This window comes from Phreatobacter sp. (assembly GCF_030691135.1).
In the GTDB taxonomy this organism is placed as follows: domain Bacteria; phylum Pseudomonadota; class Alphaproteobacteria; order Rhizobiales; family Phreatobacteraceae; genus Phreatobacter.
Window position 1 is genome coordinate 40,824 of the sequence record NZ_JAUYFA010000110.1, and the last position, 16,843, is coordinate 57,666.

Annotated in this window: 18 protein-coding genes; 7 read left to right on the plus strand and 11 right to left on the minus strand. The window is 67.6% G+C overall.

The features are described from left to right. Positions 1 to 43: 43 nt before the first annotated feature. Positions 44 to 637: a GNAT family N-acetyltransferase gene (locus Q8O26_RS20055; RefSeq protein ID WP_305578881.1), complete on the plus strand. Its 594-nt coding sequence runs from the start codon at positions 44 to 46 to the stop codon at positions 635 to 637. Here Q8O26_RS20055 and epmA read toward each other — a convergent pair. Further along, positions 627 to 1,685: an EF-P lysine aminoacylase EpmA gene (gene epmA / locus Q8O26_RS20060; protein WP_305578883.1), complete on the minus strand. Its 1,059-nt coding sequence runs from the start codon at positions 1,683 to 1,685 to the stop codon at positions 627 to 629. The genes Q8O26_RS20055 and epmA overlap by 11 nt on opposite strands. Positions 1,686 to 1,812: 127 nt before the next feature. On the opposite strand from epmA, the gene Q8O26_RS20065 reads away from it, so the two are divergent. Both Q8O26_RS20065 and efp read left to right on the plus strand, forming a co-directional pair. Then, positions 1,813 to 2,637, plus strand: a complete 825-nt coding sequence (locus Q8O26_RS20065; RefSeq protein WP_305578885.1) for an acyl-CoA thioesterase II — start codon at positions 1,813 to 1,815, stop codon at positions 2,635 to 2,637. 93 nt (positions 2,638 to 2,730) lie between these two features. Further along, a complete protein-coding gene (efp, locus tag Q8O26_RS20070) occupies positions 2,731 to 3,300 on the plus strand; it encodes an elongation factor P (RefSeq protein WP_305578887.1) in 570 nt (189 codons plus the stop codon). A gap of 250 nt (positions 3,301 to 3,550) precedes the next feature. Here the strand turns inward: efp and Q8O26_RS20075 are convergent, their stop codons facing one another. From Q8O26_RS20075 to Q8O26_RS20110, 8 genes are all read right to left on the minus strand, one after another. Next, positions 3,551 to 3,946, minus strand: a complete 396-nt coding sequence (locus Q8O26_RS20075; RefSeq protein ID WP_305578889.1) for a nuclear transport factor 2 family protein — start codon at positions 3,944 to 3,946, stop codon at positions 3,551 to 3,553. A gap of 26 nt (positions 3,947 to 3,972) precedes the next feature. Further along, positions 3,973 to 4,659 carry a zinc metallopeptidase gene (locus Q8O26_RS20080; RefSeq protein WP_305578891.1) on the minus strand — a complete coding sequence of 229 codons (687 nt, stop codon included), beginning with the start codon at positions 4,657 to 4,659 and terminating at the stop codon, positions 3,973 to 3,975. 75 nt (positions 4,660 to 4,734) lie between these two features. Then, positions 4,735 to 5,580, minus strand: coding sequence for an ABC transporter ATP-binding protein (locus Q8O26_RS20085; RefSeq protein WP_305578893.1), 846 nt, complete (start codon positions 5,578 to 5,580; stop codon positions 4,735 to 4,737). A 149-nt stretch (positions 5,581 to 5,729) separates the two neighbouring features. Then, positions 5,730 to 7,058, minus strand: a complete 1,329-nt coding sequence (locus Q8O26_RS20090; protein ID WP_305578895.1) for an ABC transporter substrate-binding protein — start codon at positions 7,056 to 7,058, stop codon at positions 5,730 to 5,732. An 86-nt stretch (positions 7,059 to 7,144) separates the two neighbouring features. Next, a complete protein-coding gene (locus Q8O26_RS20095) occupies positions 7,145 to 8,224 on the minus strand; it encodes a branched-chain amino acid ABC transporter permease (protein WP_305578897.1) in 1,080 nt (359 codons plus the stop codon). Between the two features lie 12 nt (positions 8,225 to 8,236). Continuing rightward, a complete protein-coding gene (locus tag Q8O26_RS20100; protein WP_305578917.1) occupies positions 8,237 to 9,181 on the minus strand; it encodes a branched-chain amino acid ABC transporter permease in 945 nt (314 codons plus the stop codon). 187 nt (positions 9,182 to 9,368) lie between these two features. After that, on the minus strand, positions 9,369 to 10,169 hold the full coding sequence (locus Q8O26_RS20105) for an ABC transporter ATP-binding protein (RefSeq protein WP_305578899.1): 801 nt from the start codon (positions 10,167 to 10,169) through the stop codon (positions 9,369 to 9,371). After that, on the minus strand, positions 10,166 to 12,160 hold the full coding sequence (locus Q8O26_RS20110; RefSeq protein ID WP_305578901.1) for an AMP-binding protein: 1,995 nt from the start codon (positions 12,158 to 12,160) through the stop codon (positions 10,166 to 10,168). Before Q8O26_RS20110 ends, Q8O26_RS20105 begins: the two co-directional genes overlap by 4 nt. A gap of 302 nt (positions 12,161 to 12,462) precedes the next feature. Between Q8O26_RS20110 and Q8O26_RS20115 the strand changes: the two genes are divergently transcribed. From Q8O26_RS20115 to Q8O26_RS20125, 3 genes are all read left to right on the plus strand, one after another. Further along, the gene (locus tag Q8O26_RS20115; RefSeq protein ID WP_305578903.1) at positions 12,463 to 13,329 is read left to right on the plus strand and encodes an AraC family transcriptional regulator; all 867 of its coding nucleotides are present in this window, start codon (positions 12,463 to 12,465) and stop codon (positions 13,327 to 13,329) included. An 81-nt stretch (positions 13,330 to 13,410) separates the two neighbouring features. Further along, entirely contained in the window at positions 13,411 to 14,124 is a 714-nt protein-coding gene (locus tag Q8O26_RS20120) for an AzlC family ABC transporter permease (protein WP_305578905.1), read from the plus strand. Beyond that, positions 14,121 to 14,423: an AzlD family protein gene (locus Q8O26_RS20125; protein ID WP_305578907.1), complete on the plus strand. Its 303-nt coding sequence runs from the start codon at positions 14,121 to 14,123 to the stop codon at positions 14,421 to 14,423. The genes Q8O26_RS20120 and Q8O26_RS20125 overlap by 4 nt, the downstream gene beginning before the upstream one ends. A gap of 7 nt (positions 14,424 to 14,430) precedes the next feature. Here the strand turns inward: Q8O26_RS20125 and Q8O26_RS20130 are convergent, their stop codons facing one another. Both Q8O26_RS20130 and Q8O26_RS20135 read right to left on the minus strand, forming a co-directional pair. After that, positions 14,431 to 15,309 carry a DMT family transporter gene (locus Q8O26_RS20130; RefSeq protein ID WP_305578909.1) on the minus strand — a complete coding sequence of 293 codons (879 nt, stop codon included), beginning with the start codon at positions 15,307 to 15,309 and terminating at the stop codon, positions 14,431 to 14,433. After that, positions 15,306 to 16,301: an SIS domain-containing protein gene (locus Q8O26_RS20135; protein WP_305578911.1), complete on the minus strand. Its 996-nt coding sequence runs from the start codon at positions 16,299 to 16,301 to the stop codon at positions 15,306 to 15,308. The genes Q8O26_RS20130 and Q8O26_RS20135 overlap by 4 nt, the downstream gene beginning before the upstream one ends. Positions 16,302 to 16,489: 188 nt before the next feature. Between Q8O26_RS20135 and Q8O26_RS20140 the strand changes: the two genes are divergently transcribed. Next, a partial coding sequence (locus Q8O26_RS20140) for a hypothetical protein (protein ID WP_305578913.1) occupies positions 16,490 to 16,843 on the plus strand: 354 nt, incomplete at its 3' end.

Here is a 16,843-nt window from a genome sequence, read left to right on the forward strand (position 1 = left end):
CGACGCGCGTGGCGCCGTCGAGGCCCGTGGAGCAAACAGCCGCATGACCGAACTCAATCTGGACGGCTATACGCCGCTTCCGGCCGGCAAGATCGCCGCCGTCGTGACCTATCTGGAGATGGCCACCCGCCCCGCAGAGGCCATTGCCGAGCCGCTCCCGCTCCGCCCGGTGGCCAGGCCCGACCTCGCCTGGTATCGTGCCTTCTATGCCGCCATTGGCCTAGACTGGCTGTGGACCTCGCGGCTGCTCATGGACGATGCGGCTCTCGGTGCCATCCTGCACCATCCCGACAATGCACTCTTCGTCGCCGACGGTACGGCGGGCGAAACCGGCATCGTCGAGATCGATCGCCGCGATCCCGCCGATGTTGAGATTGCCTTCTTCGGACTGAAGCCGGGCGCGACGGGCCAGGGGCTCGGCCTCCGCATGATGGCCGCCGCCCTCGCCGAGGCCTGGCGCCCGGAAGCCCGCCGCGTCTGGCTGCACACCTGCACCCTCGACCATCCCGCGGCTCTGTCCTTCTACCGGCGCTGCGGGTTCGCGCCGTTCCGGCAGGCCATCGAGGTGCTGGACGATCCGCGCGTCACCGGCCGCATCCCGCGTGAGGCTGCGCCGCGCACTCCCATCATCGGCTGAAGCCGTCCGGCACCGGCGTCCACACCACATCCTCGATCTGCCGCGCGCCGGTCGCCAGCATCACCAGCCGCTCGAAGCCGAGGGCGATGCCCGCCGTCGGCGGCATCAGGGCGAGGGCCGCCAGCAGATCCTCGTCGATGGGATAGGTCTCGCCATAGACGCGCTGCTTCTCGGCCATGGCGCTCACGAAGCGCCGGCGCTGCTCGGCAGGGTCCGTCAGCTCGCCGAAGGCATTGGCCAGTTCGACGCCGCAGGCATAGAGCTCGAAACGCTCGGCGACGCGGGGTTCGCCGGGCTTGGGGCGGGCCAGCGCCGCCTCGCTCACCGGATATTCGCACAGGATCGTCGCCCGCCCGAAGCCGAGGCGCGGTTCGATGCGCTCCACCAGCACCTTGGAGAAGATGTCGGCCCAGCCGTCGTCTTCCGAGATGCGGATGCCGCCGCTCGCGGCCTCGGCCGCCAGAGCCGCGCGGTCGGTCTCTCCCGCAGCCCCGACCGTCGCGAGAAGGTCCATGTCCGCATGGCGGCGGAAGGCCTCGGCGAGCGTCAGGCGCTCGGGTTCGAGGGCGGGATCGCAGGACGCGTCCCGCCAGACCAGCGTGTCCCGCCCCGCCGCTGCGCAGGCGAGCCTCAGCAGGTCGGCGCAGTCGTCCATCATTTGCTCATAGGGCTCGCCGACCCGATACCATTCGACCATCGTGAATTCGGGATGGTGCAGCGGCCCGCGCTCGCGGTTGCGGAAGACGCGGGCGAAATCGACGATCCGCGTCTCGCCGGCGGCGATCAGCTTCTTGGCGGCGAATTCCGGCGAGGTGTGCAGGAAGAGCGGCGCCCGCCGTCCGTCGATCGTCACCGCCGCAGTGGCGAAGGCGTGCAGATGCGTCTCGTTGCCCGGCGAGACCTGCAGGATACCGGCCTCCACCTCGGTGAAGTCCCGCTCCACGAACCAGCCGCGCAAGGCCGCCTTGATCCGCCCGCGCGCGACGAGAAAAGGCCGGCGGTCGGCATGGCGGTCGGCATCCCACCAGGGCGAAGGGGACGGGGTCATAGGACGGCTCTCCGGCGCTCCCATCCGGCGTCGTTCCTTCGACGTCGTTGCGGACCACGCGCCTCCCCTCATAGGCTCCGCCGCGATCAAGGCAACCCGCCCCCTTCGCACACCCGAGCGAGCCCGCATGTCCGATACCGCCGCCCTCCACCCGTTCGACGCCGCGACCAGTTTCACGGCGGGGTCCGACGGTTCGCTCGCCGGCACGACGTCGCCGGCCTACTGGAACATGGTCGGCCCCTTCGGCGGCATCACCGCGGCGCAGCTGTTAAAGGCGGCGATGGACCACCCCGCCCGGATCGGCGAGCCGGTGGCCCAGACCGTGAATTTCTGCGCCCCCATCGCCGAGGGCGCCTTCGCGGTCCGGGTGAAGGAGGTCCGTTCCGGCCGCTCCGTCCAGCATCTCTATGCCGAACTGGTCCAGGGCGAGACCATCGCCGCCAACGCGACCATGGTCTTCGCCCGCCGCACCGAGACCTGGCGCCACCACGCCTCCGTCATGCCGGTGGCGCCGCCACCGGATGCGGTTCCCGTCCTCGGTCGCAAGCCGCCGCTCGCGTGGCTGGACGCCTATGAGTTCCGCTACATCTCCGGCCTGCCGATCATGGGAAGCGAAGCGCATGCAACGCCGCAGGCGGCGCAGTCGCTGCTCTGGGTCGCCGACCAGCCGCCCCGCCCGCTCGATCATGTGGCGCTGGCCTCGCTCTGCGACATCTTCATCGTCCGGGTCTTCCAGGTCAGGGGCCTGCGCATTCCGGCGGCAACCGTGTCGATGACGTCCTATTTCCATGCCGATGCCGCGGAACTCGCCGAGCAGGGCAGCAGGCCGGTGCTGGCACGCGCCGATTCCATCCGGTTCGGCGATCAGTTCCACGACCAGCAGGCCGAACTCTGGTCGGCGGCAGGCAGGCTCCTCGCCACCACCACACAGGTCGTCTGGTTCCGCGAATAGCGCGCGGGGGTGGCGCTTTGCCGCGACTTCGTCTATGCGACGGCCCGACAGATCATGCGGGGTTGAGCCTCGCCCATCCCAAGGACAACACCCGTGCCGAAGGTCATCGCCTCCTCCGTCCGCAAGGGCAATATTCTCGAAGTCGACGGCAGGCTCTACCTGATCGTCACCGCCCAGAACATCCATCCGGGCAAGGGCACGCCCGTGACGCAGGTCGACATGCGCCGCCTCTCCGACGGTGTGAAGGTCTCCGAGCGCTGGCGCACCACCGAGATGGTCGAGCGCGCCTACGTCGAGGACCGTCCGCACACCTATCTCTACTCGGACGGTGACGGCAATCACTTCATGAACAAGGAAACCTACGAGCAGATCGCCGTTCCCGACGACATCCTCGGCGACGCCAAGCCCTTTCTCCAGAGCGAGATGGAAGTGAAGCTGTCGGTCTACGAGGGCAATGCCGTCGGCATCGAACTGCCGCAGCGCGTGACGCTCGAGGTGATGGAGACCGAGCCGGTCACCAAGGGCCAGACCGCCTCCTCCTCCTACAAGCCCGCCATCTTGTCGAACGGCGTGCGCACGCTCGTGCCGCCGCATATCGGCGTCGGCACCCGCATCGTCGTCCTGACCGAGGACGCCTCCTATTCCGAGCGCGCCAAGGACTGACCGTCCGCCGCAGCGGTGACGCTGTTGGAAGGCCGGGCTCGTGCCCGGCCTTTTTCGTGGGCAGGGGTCGGCAGAAGGTCAAAGACCCCACCCTTACCCTCCCCGCTGCGCGGAGAGGGGGACTATGGCGTCGGTGTCCGCCTGGAACGGCCACGCCAGGCACAGCGGTTTAAGGCGCGCAGGACGCGGTAGTCTCCCTCTCCGCGCAGAGGGGGGGAGCGGGTGGGGCTTTCAAAGGCTGGCGTTGACCTCACGCCTTGGCGAGCGCCTTCGCGAAGGAATAGCTGTCGGGATAGACCTCGTAGGCGGCGACCCTGTCGCCGTCGAAGCGAAACAGATTGGCCGCCCGCACCTTGAGTTCCTCGCCGCTGGCGCGCACCCGCCATTGACCCTCGAGGACGACGACGATGCCGGCCTCGTCCTCGATCCTGGCGACCGTCTCGATCGACAGGATCTCGAGATGCTCGGCCACCCGCTTGAAGAAGGTCAGCACCTTGGTGCGCCCTTCCCAGACACCCGCCCACGGCACCACGCCGGGCGGCCCGTTCCAGCGCACGATGACGTCGTCGGTGGTGACGGCGGCGAGGGCGCTCGCATCGCCTGCGCGCAGGGCTGCATACCAGCGGTCGAGAACGGCTTGGCTCATCGGACCTTCATGCCGGCCTCGCGCCCTCAGCGCAAGACGCGGATGAGGCGGGTGAAATCGAGCAGCGTGACGAGGGCCGAGGCGACATAGGTGAAGGCGGCCGCCCTGAGCACCGATCGCGCCGCCGGAACGTCCTTTTCGTTGAGGTAGCCACCCCCCGAAAGCACCGGCAGCGCCTTGCCGAAACTGGCGTCAAATTCCATCGGCAGCGTCACCACGTGGATGGCGAGCCGCGAGCCGAGGAGCAGCAGCGCGACGCCGACCTGGACGACGGCGATGATCGGCGACCGGACGAAGGCAAGCACCAGCGGCGCCGTCGCGAAGAGGATGGCAGCCCCGATCTCCAGCTTCTGCGCCGCTTGCGCCATGCGGATGCGGGCGAGGAACAGGCGGTCGCCGTCGCGGTGCTGGATGGCGTGGCCGACCTCGTGTGCGGCCACCGCGACCGCCGTCACCGAACGCCCGTCATGCACGCCCGGCGACAGGCGGACGACACGGTCGATCGGGTCGTAGTGATCACCGGCATCGGTACCCTCGACCTTGACGTCGGCGAGTCCGGCCTGTTCGAGCAGGTGCGCGGCGAGTTCGCCGCCGGTGCCGGGGAAGTCCTCGCGCTCGACGCCGTGGCGCCGCATCTGGGATTTCACCCAGAACTGCGGTCCGAAGATCAATGCGAGGAAGGCGAGGACGCCGAGGATGATGAGAAAGGGCATGGCGACCCCTAGGTCGTCATGGCGGGGGCGGAAGTGCAAGGGGCGGGCTGCATTCCGCGACCGATGGTCCCACTCTCAGGCAAGCCAGCGCTTCCGCCGCTTGTAGCTCTTCACGTCGCGGAAGCTCTTCTTGTCGCCCTCGGTCACGCCGAGATAAAATTCCTTGACGTCCTCGTTCTCGCGCAACGACTTCGCATCGCCGTCCATGACGATGCGGCCGGTCTCCATGATGTAGCCGAAGGTCGCGTAGCGCAGCGCCATGTTGGTGTTCTGCTCCGCGACGAGGAAGGACACGCCCTCGCGGGAATTGATGTCGCGGACGATCTCGAAGATCTGCTCGACGATCTGCGGCGCGAGGCCCATGGACGGCTCGTCGAGCAGGATCATCTTTGGCCGGCTCATCAGCGCGCGGCCGATGGCGCACATCTGCTGCTCGCCTCCTGAGGTGTAGCCGGACATCGCATGGCGCCGCTCCTTCAGGCGCGGGAAATAGGCGTAGATCTTCTCCATGTCGTCGCGGATGGCGGCCTTGCCGTCACGGCGGGTGAAGGCGCCGGTGAGGAGATTCTCCTCGATCGTCAGGTGGCCGAAACAATGCCGGCCTTCCATCACCTGGATGCAGCCGCGCCGCACGAGATCGTTCGGCGAGAGTGCTTGGACCTCTTCCCCCTCGAAGACGATGGAGCCCTTGGTGACCTCGCCGCGCTCGGCGTGGAGGAGGTTGGAGATCGCCTTCAGCGTCGTCGTCTTGCCGGCGCCGTTGGCCCCGAGGATGGCGACGATGCCGCGGCGCGGCACCACCAGCGAGACGCCCTTCAGCACCAGGATGACGTGGTCGTAGATGACCTCGATATTGCTGACGTTCAGGATCAGGTCCTGGGCGGCCACGGGCGCGGGCGTCGCATCGGTCTGGGCGGTCATGGGATCATCCGTTGGGAAGAAGGCGATCGGTCTGATCGGCATCCGGCAACTGCATCCTGCGAGGCTGGGGCGAAGCCCGAGGCTCGAAGGACGCATTGAACCTGTGCAGGGTGGGAGCCGCGGCGAACCGCGGCTCCCGTCGTCAGGCATCAGGACGGCTGGTCGCAGGTCTCGCTGCGCGCCGGCCAGCCGGCATTGGACGTCGCATAGGCGCGCGCCGCCTCTTCCAGCATCGGCCGGATGCGGGCGCGGTCCGGCCGGATCCAGTCCGAGGCGCGGTTCCACTTGGTGCCGTCCCACTGGATGACGAAGGCCGCGTGATGGCCGTTGTGGTCGGCGCAGGTCAGCGCCACAGGCGCCGCGAAATCGGGAGCACCGAGTTCGGTCCAGCGGGCAGCGCTGATGTTGAGCACCTCGAAGCCGCGGCGGACGTCCTCGCCCGTCACGACGCGCTTGCCTGTGAGGCGCTGGGCGTTGCGGATCGCCTCGGCAATGAGCATGCCCTGATAGACGCCGCGATTGTAGAGGTTCTCGCCGATCTTCTCGCGGGCCGAGTTGGACTGGCCGCGATCGACCACATGGCGGAGGATGTCCTGGATGACGGGGAAGTTCGTTCCCACCTGGTGCCAGGACAGGGCGAGGTAGCCACGCGCGTCAGGGCCGGCCGGACGGGCGTCGTCGTCACCACCGGCCCACCAGATGCCGATCACCTTGTCGCGCGGGAAACCGGTGCGACCGGCCTCACGCACGGCGGTCGGGTTCATCGCGCCCCAGCCCTGGACGAGGACCCAGTCGGTGCGGTCGCGCCGGATGGCGAGCCAGGTCGACGACTGGTTCTGCATCTCGGCCGGGGGGATCGGGTAGGTCTTGAGCGTGAAGCCGTGCTCGCGGGCGAGGGCCTCGAGAACCGGGATCGGCTCGCGGCCGAACGGCGCATCGAGCAGGATGAGGCCGACCGTCTTGCCACGCAGGTTGGCGAGGCCGCCCTCACGCTGCGCGATGTACTGGATCCAGACCGAGGCACCGTCCCAATAGGTCAGCGGCGGATTGAACACCCAGGGGAAGGTGCCGCCGACAGCCGCGGCCGAGAGACCATAGGCCATCGAGAAAATCGGCATCTTGTCGATATGCGCGCGCGGGATGGTGGCGAGCGCGGCGCCCGTGGACCAGGGCACGTAGACGACCGAGTTCTTCGCCTTGGCCTGCTCCCAGCACTCGACGGAACGACGGGTGTCGTACTGCGTCTCGCATTCCTCGAAATTGATGCGCACGCCGCTGATGCCGCCGTCGCGGTTGTTCAGCATGGTGAAGTAGTCGCGCACGCCGTCCGCCACCGGAATGCCGGAACCGGAGAAGGCGCCGGTCCGGTAGGTGTTGTGCACGAAATTGATCGATTCCTGTGCGCCGACCGGCGACACCGCGGCGAACCCGGCGACGAGGCCGAGCCCGAGCCCGAGGGCCAATCTGGTGGTCTTCATGGCGTTCTCCCTTTGGAACGTTCCCCCTGGAACGGGTTTTCTTGAAGGCTGCCGGGCGTATGGCGCCCGATCGTTGTGGATGAGTGTCAGTATGGGAACGGCCAGACCCTGAGCTTCTGCTTGGCGATTTGCCAGAGCCGGGCGAGGCCGTGCGGTTCGACGATCAGCAGGTAGATGGTGAGCGCGCCGATCACCATGACGACGATCTTCTCGGCGATGGCGCCGGTGATGGCGATGCCGATGGCGGGCAGGCCGAATTTCAGGATGGTCGGCAGGGCGACGATGAAACCGGCGCCGAAGAACGAGCCGATCATCGAGCCGAGCCCGCCGATGATCACCGCGAACAGGATGATGAAGGACAGGCGGATACCGAACTCTGTGCCGGCCTCGGCCCCGCCGAGATAGATGAACACGAAGAGCGCGCCCGAGACGCCGCAATAGAACGACGACACCGCGAAGGCGAGGAGCTTGGCCTCCAGCAGTTTGATGCCCATCAGCTGTGCGGCGATGTCCATGTCGCGCACCGCCATCCACGAGCGGCCGATTCGGCCGTGGACGATGTTCGAGGCGACCCAGGTCAGGACCACGACGAAGGTGAGGGCGATCAGGTACTTGACCTCGATGGCGGCGGTCGGCCCGGTGACGGGCACACCGAAGACCGTGCGCAACGGCACCTCGATGGCACCCGAGGGGTTGTAGTTGTAGAGCCAGGGGATGCGTACGAAGGCCCATTGCAGGAAGAACTGCGCGGCGAGCGTCGCGACGGCGAGGTAGAGACCCTTGATACGCAGGCTCGGCAGTCCGAACACCACCCCGATCGCCGCCGAGAAGAAGCCGGAGACGAGGATCCAGATGAGGATGTTCACATCGGGAAAGATCGTCGTCAGCTTGTAGCAGGCATAGGCGCCCACGCCCATGAAGGCGGCCGTTCCGAGCGAGATGAGGCCGGTATAGCCGGTGAGGATGTTGAGCCCTACCACCGCCAGGACCAGCGCCAGGAACGGCAGCATGATGGTCTTGAGGATGAAGTCGCTCGCCATCAGCGGCACGGCGACATAGGCCAGCGCCAGGATGATGATGATGCCGATGCGGTCCTGCCGCAGTGGGAAGATCGCCATGTCGGACTGGTAGGTCGTCTTGTACTGGCCGGCTTCGCGATAGAACATGGGACGCTCCGGTCAGATCCGCTCGATGATCTTGTCACCGAACAGGCCCTGCGGCCTGAACATGAGGAACATCAGCGCGATGATGTAGGCGAGCCAGCTCTCGATGCCGCCGCCGAGCAACGGACCCCAGTAGAACTCGCCGATCTTCTCGCCGATGCCGATGATGAGGCCGCCGACGATGGCGCCGGGAATGGAGGTGAAGCCGCCGACGATCAGCACCGGCAGCGCCTTCAGCGCGATGATCTCCAGCGCGAAGGAGACGTCGGAGCGCGCTCCCCACATGATGCCAGTGAACAGCGCCACGATGCCGGCGGTGAACCAGACGATCACCCAGATCTGGTTGAGCGAGATACCGACCGACAGCGCGGCCTTGTGGCTGTCGGCGACAGCCCTGAGCGCCCGCCCGATGCGGGTATACTGAAAGAAGAAGCCGAGCACGGCGATCATCACCGCGGCGATGATGGCCGCCGCCACGTCGAGGTGCTGGATGTTGATGCGGCCGCCCGCGAAGTCGAGCATCGTCGACCCTGTCGGCAGGCCGAGCTGCGACGTGATCATCACCTTCGGGCTGCCGCCGAAGATATATTCGCCGAAGCCGATCAGGAAATAGGTCAGGCCGACGGTCGCCATCAGCATGATGATGTCGGGCTGATTGACCAGTGGACGCAGCACGATGCGCTCCACGGCGACAGCGAGGACGAACATGATGCCGACGGCGCCGGCCAGCGCCACGATCGCCGCGATGAAGCCCGGCGGCATCCCCACAGTGAGCGTCAGGAACTCGTAGAAGCCGACGAGGGACAGGGCGGCGAAGACCACCATGATGCCCTGGGCGAAATTGAAGACGCCCGAGGCCTTGAAGATCAGGACGAAGCCCAGGGCGATGAGCGAGTAGAGCACGCCGGCGACGAACCCCTCCCAGACCGTCTGGACCAGGAGATCCGGCATGTCGACCATCGAAACGAAGGGATCGACGAAGATCTTGTAGGTCCAGTCGTTGCGCGTGATCGTGCCGGTCTGCGTGGCCACCACCAGTGCGGCGATGAACAGGGCGAGGGCGCCGCCGGCGATCAGGCCGTTACGCTGGCCCTCGCCGAGGAACGGCTTGCGTGTCGTCAGGGTGACATCCGTCATGACCCGTCCCTCAATGTCCGACGCCGAGATAGGCGTCGATGACGCGCTGGTCGCGCTTGACCTCGTCCGGCGTACCGTCGGCGATCTTGCGGCCGTATTCGAGCACGACGACGCGGTCAGACAGGTCCATCACCACTCCCATGTCGTGCTCGATCAGCGCGATGGTCGTGCCGTACTGGTTCGACACGTCGAGGATGAAGCGGCACATGTCCTCCTTCTCCTCGAGGTTCATGCCGGCCATCGGCTCGTCGAGCAGCAGCACCTCCGGCTCCATGGCCAGAGCCCGGCCGAGCTCGACGCGCTTCTGCAGGCCATAGGGGAGCTTGCCGACCGGCGTCTTGCGGATGTGCTGGATCTCGAGGAAGTCGATGATCTCCTCGACGAAGCGGCGATGGGCGATCTCCTCGTCCATCGCCGGGCCGTAGCGCAGGATGTGCCAGAAGAAGCTGCGGTTCATCTTCAGGGTGCGGCCGGCCATGATGTTGTCCAGCGTCGACATGCCCTTGAACAGCGCCACGTTCTGGAAGGTCCGGGCGATGCCGCCGGCAGCGGCCTCGTGCGGGCGCATCTTCGGGCGGGTCTCGCCCTTGAAGGTGATCCGGCCCTCGGTCGGGTGATAGAAGCCGTTGATGCAGTTGAGCATCGAGGTCTTGCCGGCGCCGTTGGGGCCGATGATGGCGCGCACTTCGCCCTTCTTGATGTCGAAGGAAACGTCGGTCAGCGCCTTCACGCCGCCGAAGCTGAGCGAGACGTTGTCGACCGCGAGGATGACCTCGCCCGCGGCGATGTCGGTGGCGGACGGCGCCCTCATTCCGCGGCCTCCCTGAACGGGGTGCCGGCGACGGGATGGATGGTCATCTCGATGATCTCCACATCGCCCTCGATGACGCCCTTGCGTCCGTCCTCGAAGGTCACCTCGGTGCGGATCCGGCCGCGCTTCGACCCGTCGTAGAGCGCCTCGACCAGCGGCAGGTAGCGCTCGGCGATGAAGCCGCGGCGCACCTTCTGGGTGCGCGTCAGTTCGCCGTCATCGGCATCCAGTTCCTTGTGCAGGGCGAGGAAGCGCCGGATCTGGGCGCCGCCCATCAGGGGCTCCTCGGCGAGCGACCGGTTCACCGCGTCGACATGGGCGGTCAGCGTCTTCAGCACGTCCCGGTTTCCGGCGAGCTCCTGGTAGGAGCCGTAGGAGACATTGTTGCGCTCGGCCCAGGAGCCGACCGCGGTCAGGTCGATGTTGAGGAAGCAGGTGACGAAGTCGCGATCCTGGCCGAAGGCCACCACTTCCTTGATGTTCGGATAGAACTTGAGCTTGTTCTCGATATATTTCGGCGCGAACAGCGCGCCCGAGCGCAGCTTGCCGACATCCTTGGCCCGGTCGATGATCTTCAGGTGGCCGGTCTTCGGATCGAAGAAGCCGGCATCGCCGGAGCGCACCCAGCCGTCGGCGGTCTTGGTCTCGGCCGTCTTCTCGGGATCCTTGTAATAGCCGAGGAAGACGCCGGGCGAGCGGTAGAGCACCTCGCCGCTGTCGTCGATCTTCAGCTCGACATCGATATTCGGCTTGCCGACCGTATCGGCATAGATCTCGCCGTCGGGCTGGGCGGTGATGTAGACGCTGGCTTCCGTCTGCCCGTAGAGCTGCTTCAGGTTGATGCCGAGCGAACGGAAGAACTTGAAGATCTCCGGCCCGATCGCCTCGCCCGCCGTGTAGCCGACGCGGATATTGGTGAGCCCGAAGCGGTTCTTCAGCGGACCGTAGACCAGCACCTCGCCGACCGCATATTGCAGCCGGGCGCCGAGCGGCACCGACTCCTTGTTGAGGATCTTCTCGCCCCATTCCTTGGCGACGCCGAGGAAGTAGTCGAACATCTTCTTCTTCAGGGGCCCGGCATCCTCCATGCGAACCATGGTCTGGGTGAGCAGGTTCTCGTAGACGCGCGGCGGCGCGAAGGCATAGGACGTGCCGATCTCGCGACGATCCTCGACCACGGTCTCGGCGCTCTCCGGACAGTTCACGCAGAAGCCGAGCACGTAGGACTGGGCGTAGGAGAAGATGTTGTCGCCGACCCAGGCCAGCGGCAGGTAGGCGATGGTCTCCTCCGTCTCGGTGAGGCCGTCGAACAGCCCCCCGTTCCGCGCCGAGACGATGACGTTGTCGTTCGACAGCATGACGCCCTTCGGCCGCCCTGTCGTGCCGGACGTGTAGAGCATGATGGCGAGGTCGGAGCCCTTGCCCGTCGCGATCGCCGCGTCGAGCGCCGCGACCTTGGCGGGATCACCCGCCGCCCGGCGGCCGATCTCCTGCACCTCCTCGAAGGAGTGCATGCGCGAATGGTCGTAGTCCCTCAGGCCCCGCGGCTCGTCGTAGATCACATGGGCGAGGTGCGGCAGCCGCTCGGAAACCGACAGCAGCTTGTCCACCTGTTCCTGGTCCTCGACCATGGCCATCGAGGCTTCGGCATGTTCGAGGACATAGGCCATCTCGTCGGCGACCGAGTCGGAATAGACCGGGACAGGGACCCCGCCCCAGGACTGGATGGCGGCCATGGACCAGTAGAGCTTCGGCCTGTTGCGCCCGACGATGGCGACCTTGTCGCCGCGCTTCAGGCCGAGTTCGCCGAGGCCGAGCGCGAAATCGCGCACCTCGCGGGCCACCTCGGCCCAGGTCCACGTCCGCCAGATCCCGAGATCCTTGTGGCGCATGGCGGGGCGCGCGGCGAAACGCACTGCGTTCAGCTCCAGGAGCTTCGGAAATGTGTCGTGAGCACCTGTCACGGCGCGCGCGTCGGCGTGGTGAGCCACGGCCGGCGTCCTCCCTGTTTCCTCGTCTGCTGCAGCCGAAGGGCGCAGCGGCATTCCCTCTACGGCCCGTTTTCCGGTCCTGTAACGTCCCGGTTTCGGGCTCTGTGTCGCGACGGTTCCGTTCGCGGGGCAACCGGACCGACGTCGAGCGGATAGTTGAACGCACGTTCGGCGAAATCAAGAGGACCAAAGGCTATAGCCGGCTCGGCCGGACGGCCGATGGCGGTTACGGAAAGCGAGAGACCGCCCGGCAGGCCGCTTTTCTTCAAGAACCCCCGGTCCCCCGTGGTAAGAGGTCGCGGATGACCCCTGCCGGCGACACCAGTGACGCGATGAGCCTCGGGCCGCTCTCGGCCGGCGAAACGGCGCGTTTCTTCACGGCACACAGGCTCAACGGCATCGACTGCCTCAGCGCCACCTTCCGCACCCATGTCTATCCCCCGCACATGCACGACACCTACGTCGTCGGCACCATCGAGAGCGGCTGGGAGAAGGTCTCGGCGCTTGGCATGAAGGGCCACGCGGGGCCGGGCGATCTGGTCTTCGTCATGCCGCAGGACGTCCATGACGGTGCGCCAGCCGAGGGAGGCTATTCCTACCGTATGACCTATCCGGGGCAGGACTTCCTGCGCGACCTCGCGGAGGCCGTAACCCGGCGTCCCGTCACCGCAGCGCCCTTCTTCCGCGATCCCGTCGTCCACGATCCCGAAGGCGCGCGCCTCTTCGCGGCTGCGCACCACGCGCTTGAGGCGGGGGGCCAGGGCCTGGCCGGCGAGGAATTGCTGCTGCGCGCCTATGCCCGTGCCATCGTGCTCCATGCCGGTGTCCCACCGGCACCGATCGGCAGCGAGGCAGGGCCCGTTCGCCGCGTGCGCGACCTGATCGAGGCTCGCTATGCTGAGGACCTCAGCCTTGCCGAACTCGCCACCGTCGCCGGCTGTACCCGCCACCATCTGATCCGCGTCTTCCGACAGCAGATCGGCATCACGCCCCACGCCTATATCGTCGACATACGCGTGCGACGGGCGCAGAACAGGCTGCGGGCGGGCGACGCGCCGGCCGATGTCGCTGCGGAGGTCGGCTTTGCCGACCAGGCCCACCTGACCCGCGCCTTCAGGGCCCGCATCGGTGTACCGCCGGCCGCCTATCGCCGTGCCGTCGCAGCCTGAGCGGGATCAGAGCGCACCACAGTCGGCCACATGCCGTTTTCGTTCAAGAAACCGCTCCCCCGCATGTGAGAAGCAGGTGCGATGTCTGACCTGCCAGAATCCCAGTACGCCGAATTCCGCGACGGCCTGGTCGAGCTTCTGCCGGCCATGGTGGCCGCGGCCCCGATCGCCCTGCTCTATGGCGCCATCGCCACAGGCAAGGGCCTGTCGCCGCTCGAGGTGACGCTGTCCTCCGCCCTTGTTTTCGCGGGCGGTGCCCAGCTCGCCGCCATCGAGCTGTGGACGGTCCCGGTGCCCATCGCCGCCCTCGTCCTCTCCACCGTCCTCATCAATGCCCGCTACATCCTGATGAGCGCGTCGCTGGCGCCGAAGGTTGCCCATCTCCCCTTCGGCGCCAGGCTGCTGGGCTTCCACGCGCTCGCCGACGAGAACTGGGCCCTCGCCGAGCGCCGCGCCGCTAGCCGGCGCCTCACCGCCGCCTATTTCTTCGGGTCCGGCGCGGTCTTCTGGGTCAACTGGGTCGCCTGGTCCTGGGCAGGAACGGTTCTGGGGCCTCTGCTCGGCGATCCCCGCCGCTTCGGCGCCGATTTCGCCTTCACTGCCATCTTCATCGGCCTCGTCGCCGGCTTCCTCACCACGCGCCGCGCCGGCATCGTCGTCGTCGCCAGCGCCGCGGCGGCGACGGCCGCACACCTCGCCTTCGGCTCGCCCTGGCATGTTCTCGCCGGCGCCTTCGCCGGCATGGCGGCCGCCGTTCTCGCCTGGCGCGCCGATGCGGAGGGCGAGCCGGCATGAGCCTTGATCCCGTCACGCTCCTCGCCATCCTCGGCATGGCACTCGCCACCTATGGCTGTCGACTGACCGGTCTCCTGCTCGGAGGGCGCCTTGCTCTGTCGGGCCGGTCCAAGGCAGCCCTCGACGCCATCCCTCCGGCCGTGCTGACGGCCGTCATCGCACCGACCCTGCTCGCCACCGGCTGGCCGGAAACGCTGGCGGGAGCGATCACCATCCTCGCCGCGCTGCGCCTGCCGCTGATCGCGGTCATCGCCATCGGCGTCGCCAGTGTCGTGGTCCTGCGCCTGCTGGCGGGGTGACGACCGCTCAGGCCCGCGGACGTCCCAGCCCCACGGCAATCGCGATGCCGGAGGCGACGATGAGCCCGATCCCGGCGAAGGTCACGACATCGGGCCGCTCGGCGAAGAACACCATGCCGATGACGAGGGCGAAGGCCGTCTTGGTGTAGTTGAAGGGTCCGACCTGCGAGACCGGCGCCATGCGGAACGCCTGGATGATCGCCGCCTGGCCGCCGGCGAGCAGAAGCCCGGCGAGGCCGATCATCAGCGTCTGCTCGATGCCCATGGGTGCGAGACCCTGGATCGCGGCGAGAAGCATGGCAGCGACCATGACGACGCTGACGGTGGAAAAGGTCACGGTGCCCGACGCGATATGGGCCGGGAGAAACTTCACGGTGATGTCGCGGAACACGAAGCAGACCGTGGTGGCGAGCACCAGCCCGATCGCCGGATCGAAGCCGGAGGAAAACGGGCGCGCGATGAGCACGATGCCGACGAAGCCGCAGATCACCACCAGCCACTGGACCGGGCTCACCTTCTCGCCGAGCACCAGCACGGCGATCGGCAGCAGGAACATCGGCATCGACTGGGACACCGCCGTCACGTCGCCGATCGGCATGCGCCAGAGCGCCTGGAACAGGAAGAACACCGCAAGCCCCTCCGCCAGCGAACGACCGACGACCAGCGGGTGCCAGTAGCCGCGCAGCGAGAACCGCGTGCCCGAGACGGCGAGCCAGGCCGCGACGCCGAGGGTTGCGAAGATGCCGCGCACGCCGAGCGACTGGGCGACCGTCAGCGAGCCCATATAGGCCTTGACGATGGCGTCGTTGGTGGCGAACAGAAACATCCCGAGCGTCATCAGCGCCATGCCGACGCGCAGCTTGCGAGCCTCCTCCGGCCCGTTCACGCCACGCCCGCACGCAGGAGATCGTGGACGTGCAGGATTCCCACCGGCCGCCCGCCTTCGACCGCGAAGAGCGCGGTGATCTTGGTGCGGTTCAGGAGGTCGAGGATCTCGCTCGCCAACTGGTCCGGGCGAGCGGTCTTCGGCGCCCGGGTCATCACGGCCTCGACCGGCATCGCCAGGAGATCGGATTTCATGTGGCGCCGCAGATCGCCGTCGGTGACGATGCCGGCCAGCGCGCCGCCGGCATCGACGATGCCGCAGCAGCCGAAGCCCTTGGCGGTCATCTCGATCAGCACCTCGCTCATCGGCGTGCCGAGCCGCTTCAGCGGCAGGGCCTCGCCCTGATGCATCACGTCGCGGACCTGGGCGAGGACGGCGCCGAGCTTGCCGCCCGGGTGGAAGGTGCGGAAATCCGCAGCGGTGAAGCCGCGTTCCTCCAGCAGCGCGATGGCCAGCGCATCGCCGATGGCGAGTTGCATGAGCGTCGAGGTCGTCGGCGCCAGCCCGTTGGGGCAGGCCTCCTCGGCCCGCGGCAGGCCGAGGACGACGTCGGCAGCCTTGCCGAGGGCCGATTCTCCCGCCGAGGTAATGGCGACCAGCCCGACGCCGAAGCGGCGGGAAAAGGCGACGAGGTCGCGCAGCTCGACCGTCTCGCCAGACCAGGAGAGGGCGAGGATGGCGTCGTCGACCGTCACCATCCCGAGATCGCCGTGGCTGGCCTCGCCCGGATGGACGAAGAAGGCCGGCGTTCCCGTGGAGGCGAGCGTCGCGGCGATCTTGCGCCCGACATGGCCGGACTTGCCCATGCCGGTGACGATGACCCGGCCCTTGACGTCCTTCAGGAGAGCGACGGCCGCCGCGAAGGGCTCGCCGAGACCATTGGAAAGCGCAGCCTCGAGCGCAGCGAGGCCGGCGGCCTCGACCGACAGGGTGCGGAGCGCCGAGGCGAGGGCGGTGGACCGAGGATCGGACGAGGACGGGTGTGTGGCCATGGCTCAGCATCGAAGGCCGGACCGTCCGGCTGGAACCCGGCGCCGGCGGGGCTGGCGGGAGGCCGGTCCCTGTAGCATGACGCGGTGCGGGACGCATCCTCCGCAAAAGGCGAGCGCCTAGCATCAACCCCGCGTTAACCACGGCTCTTTACTTCTCGTTGAGGAAATCCGCGGGGAAGAATCGCGTCTTGGGTCACATCGCCCGCCTGCTGTTGGGTGTCAGCGTCCTAGCGCTCGTCCTTGCCGGGACGGGCTCGACGGCCTTCGCCCAGCGCCTGCAGACCGCGACGCCGCCGAGCAGCACGGACGATGCCGGTCGCGACGCCGGCTGGCAGGGCCTCGGACCTGTCGAACCACCGGCGCCGAACCCCCTCTCGGCCCCCCCGAGCGATGCCGATGCTGCCGGGCTGCGATCGACCGTCGCGCCGATGCCCGGCGAATCGCGCACCGTCGGCGCCCAGCGCGACAGGGCGCGGGCCGAGGCGCGGCGCGCGCCCTGGAATTCGCGCCCGAGCGGCCCCAACGCGCTGCCGCCCGATGCC

What these genes read in the sequence shown, in the direction of transcription:
- Q8O26_RS20055 (WP_305578881.1), top strand. Translation starts at nt 44, where the DNA reads ATGACCGAACTCAATCTGGACGGCTATACGCCGCTTCCGGCCGGCAAG.
- epmA (WP_305578883.1), bottom strand. Translation starts at nt 1,685, where the DNA reads ATGACCCCGTCCCCTTCGCCCTGGTGGGATGCCGACCGCCATGCCGAC.
- Q8O26_RS20065 (WP_305578885.1), top strand. Translation starts at nt 1,813, where the DNA reads ATGTCCGATACCGCCGCCCTCCACCCGTTCGACGCCGCGACCAGTTTC.
- Q8O26_RS20075 (WP_305578889.1), bottom strand. Translation starts at nt 3,946, where the DNA reads ATGAGCCAAGCCGTTCTCGACCGCTGGTATGCAGCCCTGCGCGCAGGC.
- Q8O26_RS20080 (WP_305578891.1), bottom strand. Translation starts at nt 4,659, where the DNA reads ATGCCCTTTCTCATCATCCTCGGCGTCCTCGCCTTCCTCGCATTGATC.
- Q8O26_RS20085 (WP_305578893.1), bottom strand. Translation starts at nt 5,580, where the DNA reads ATGACCGCCCAGACCGATGCGACGCCCGCGCCCGTGGCCGCCCAGGAC.
- Q8O26_RS20090 (WP_305578895.1), bottom strand. Translation starts at nt 7,058, where the DNA reads ATGAAGACCACCAGATTGGCCCTCGGGCTCGGGCTCGGCCTCGTCGCC.
- Q8O26_RS20095 (WP_305578897.1), bottom strand. Translation starts at nt 8,224, where the DNA reads ATGTTCTATCGCGAAGCCGGCCAGTACAAGACGACCTACCAGTCCGAC.
- Q8O26_RS20100 (WP_305578917.1), bottom strand. Translation starts at nt 9,181, where the DNA reads ATGGTCGACATGCCGGATCTCCTGGTCCAGACGGTCTGGGAGGGGTTC.
- Q8O26_RS20105 (WP_305578899.1), bottom strand. Translation starts at nt 10,169, where the DNA reads ATGAGGGCGCCGTCCGCCACCGACATCGCCGCGGGCGAGGTCATCCTC.
- Q8O26_RS20115 (WP_305578903.1), top strand. Translation starts at nt 12,463, where the DNA reads ATGACCCCTGCCGGCGACACCAGTGACGCGATGAGCCTCGGGCCGCTC.
- Q8O26_RS20120 (WP_305578905.1), top strand. Translation starts at nt 13,411, where the DNA reads ATGTCTGACCTGCCAGAATCCCAGTACGCCGAATTCCGCGACGGCCTG.
- Q8O26_RS20125 (WP_305578907.1), top strand. Translation starts at nt 14,121, where the DNA reads ATGAGCCTTGATCCCGTCACGCTCCTCGCCATCCTCGGCATGGCACTC.
- Q8O26_RS20135 (WP_305578911.1), bottom strand. Translation starts at nt 16,301, where the DNA reads ATGGCCACACACCCGTCCTCGTCCGATCCTCGGTCCACCGCCCTCGCC.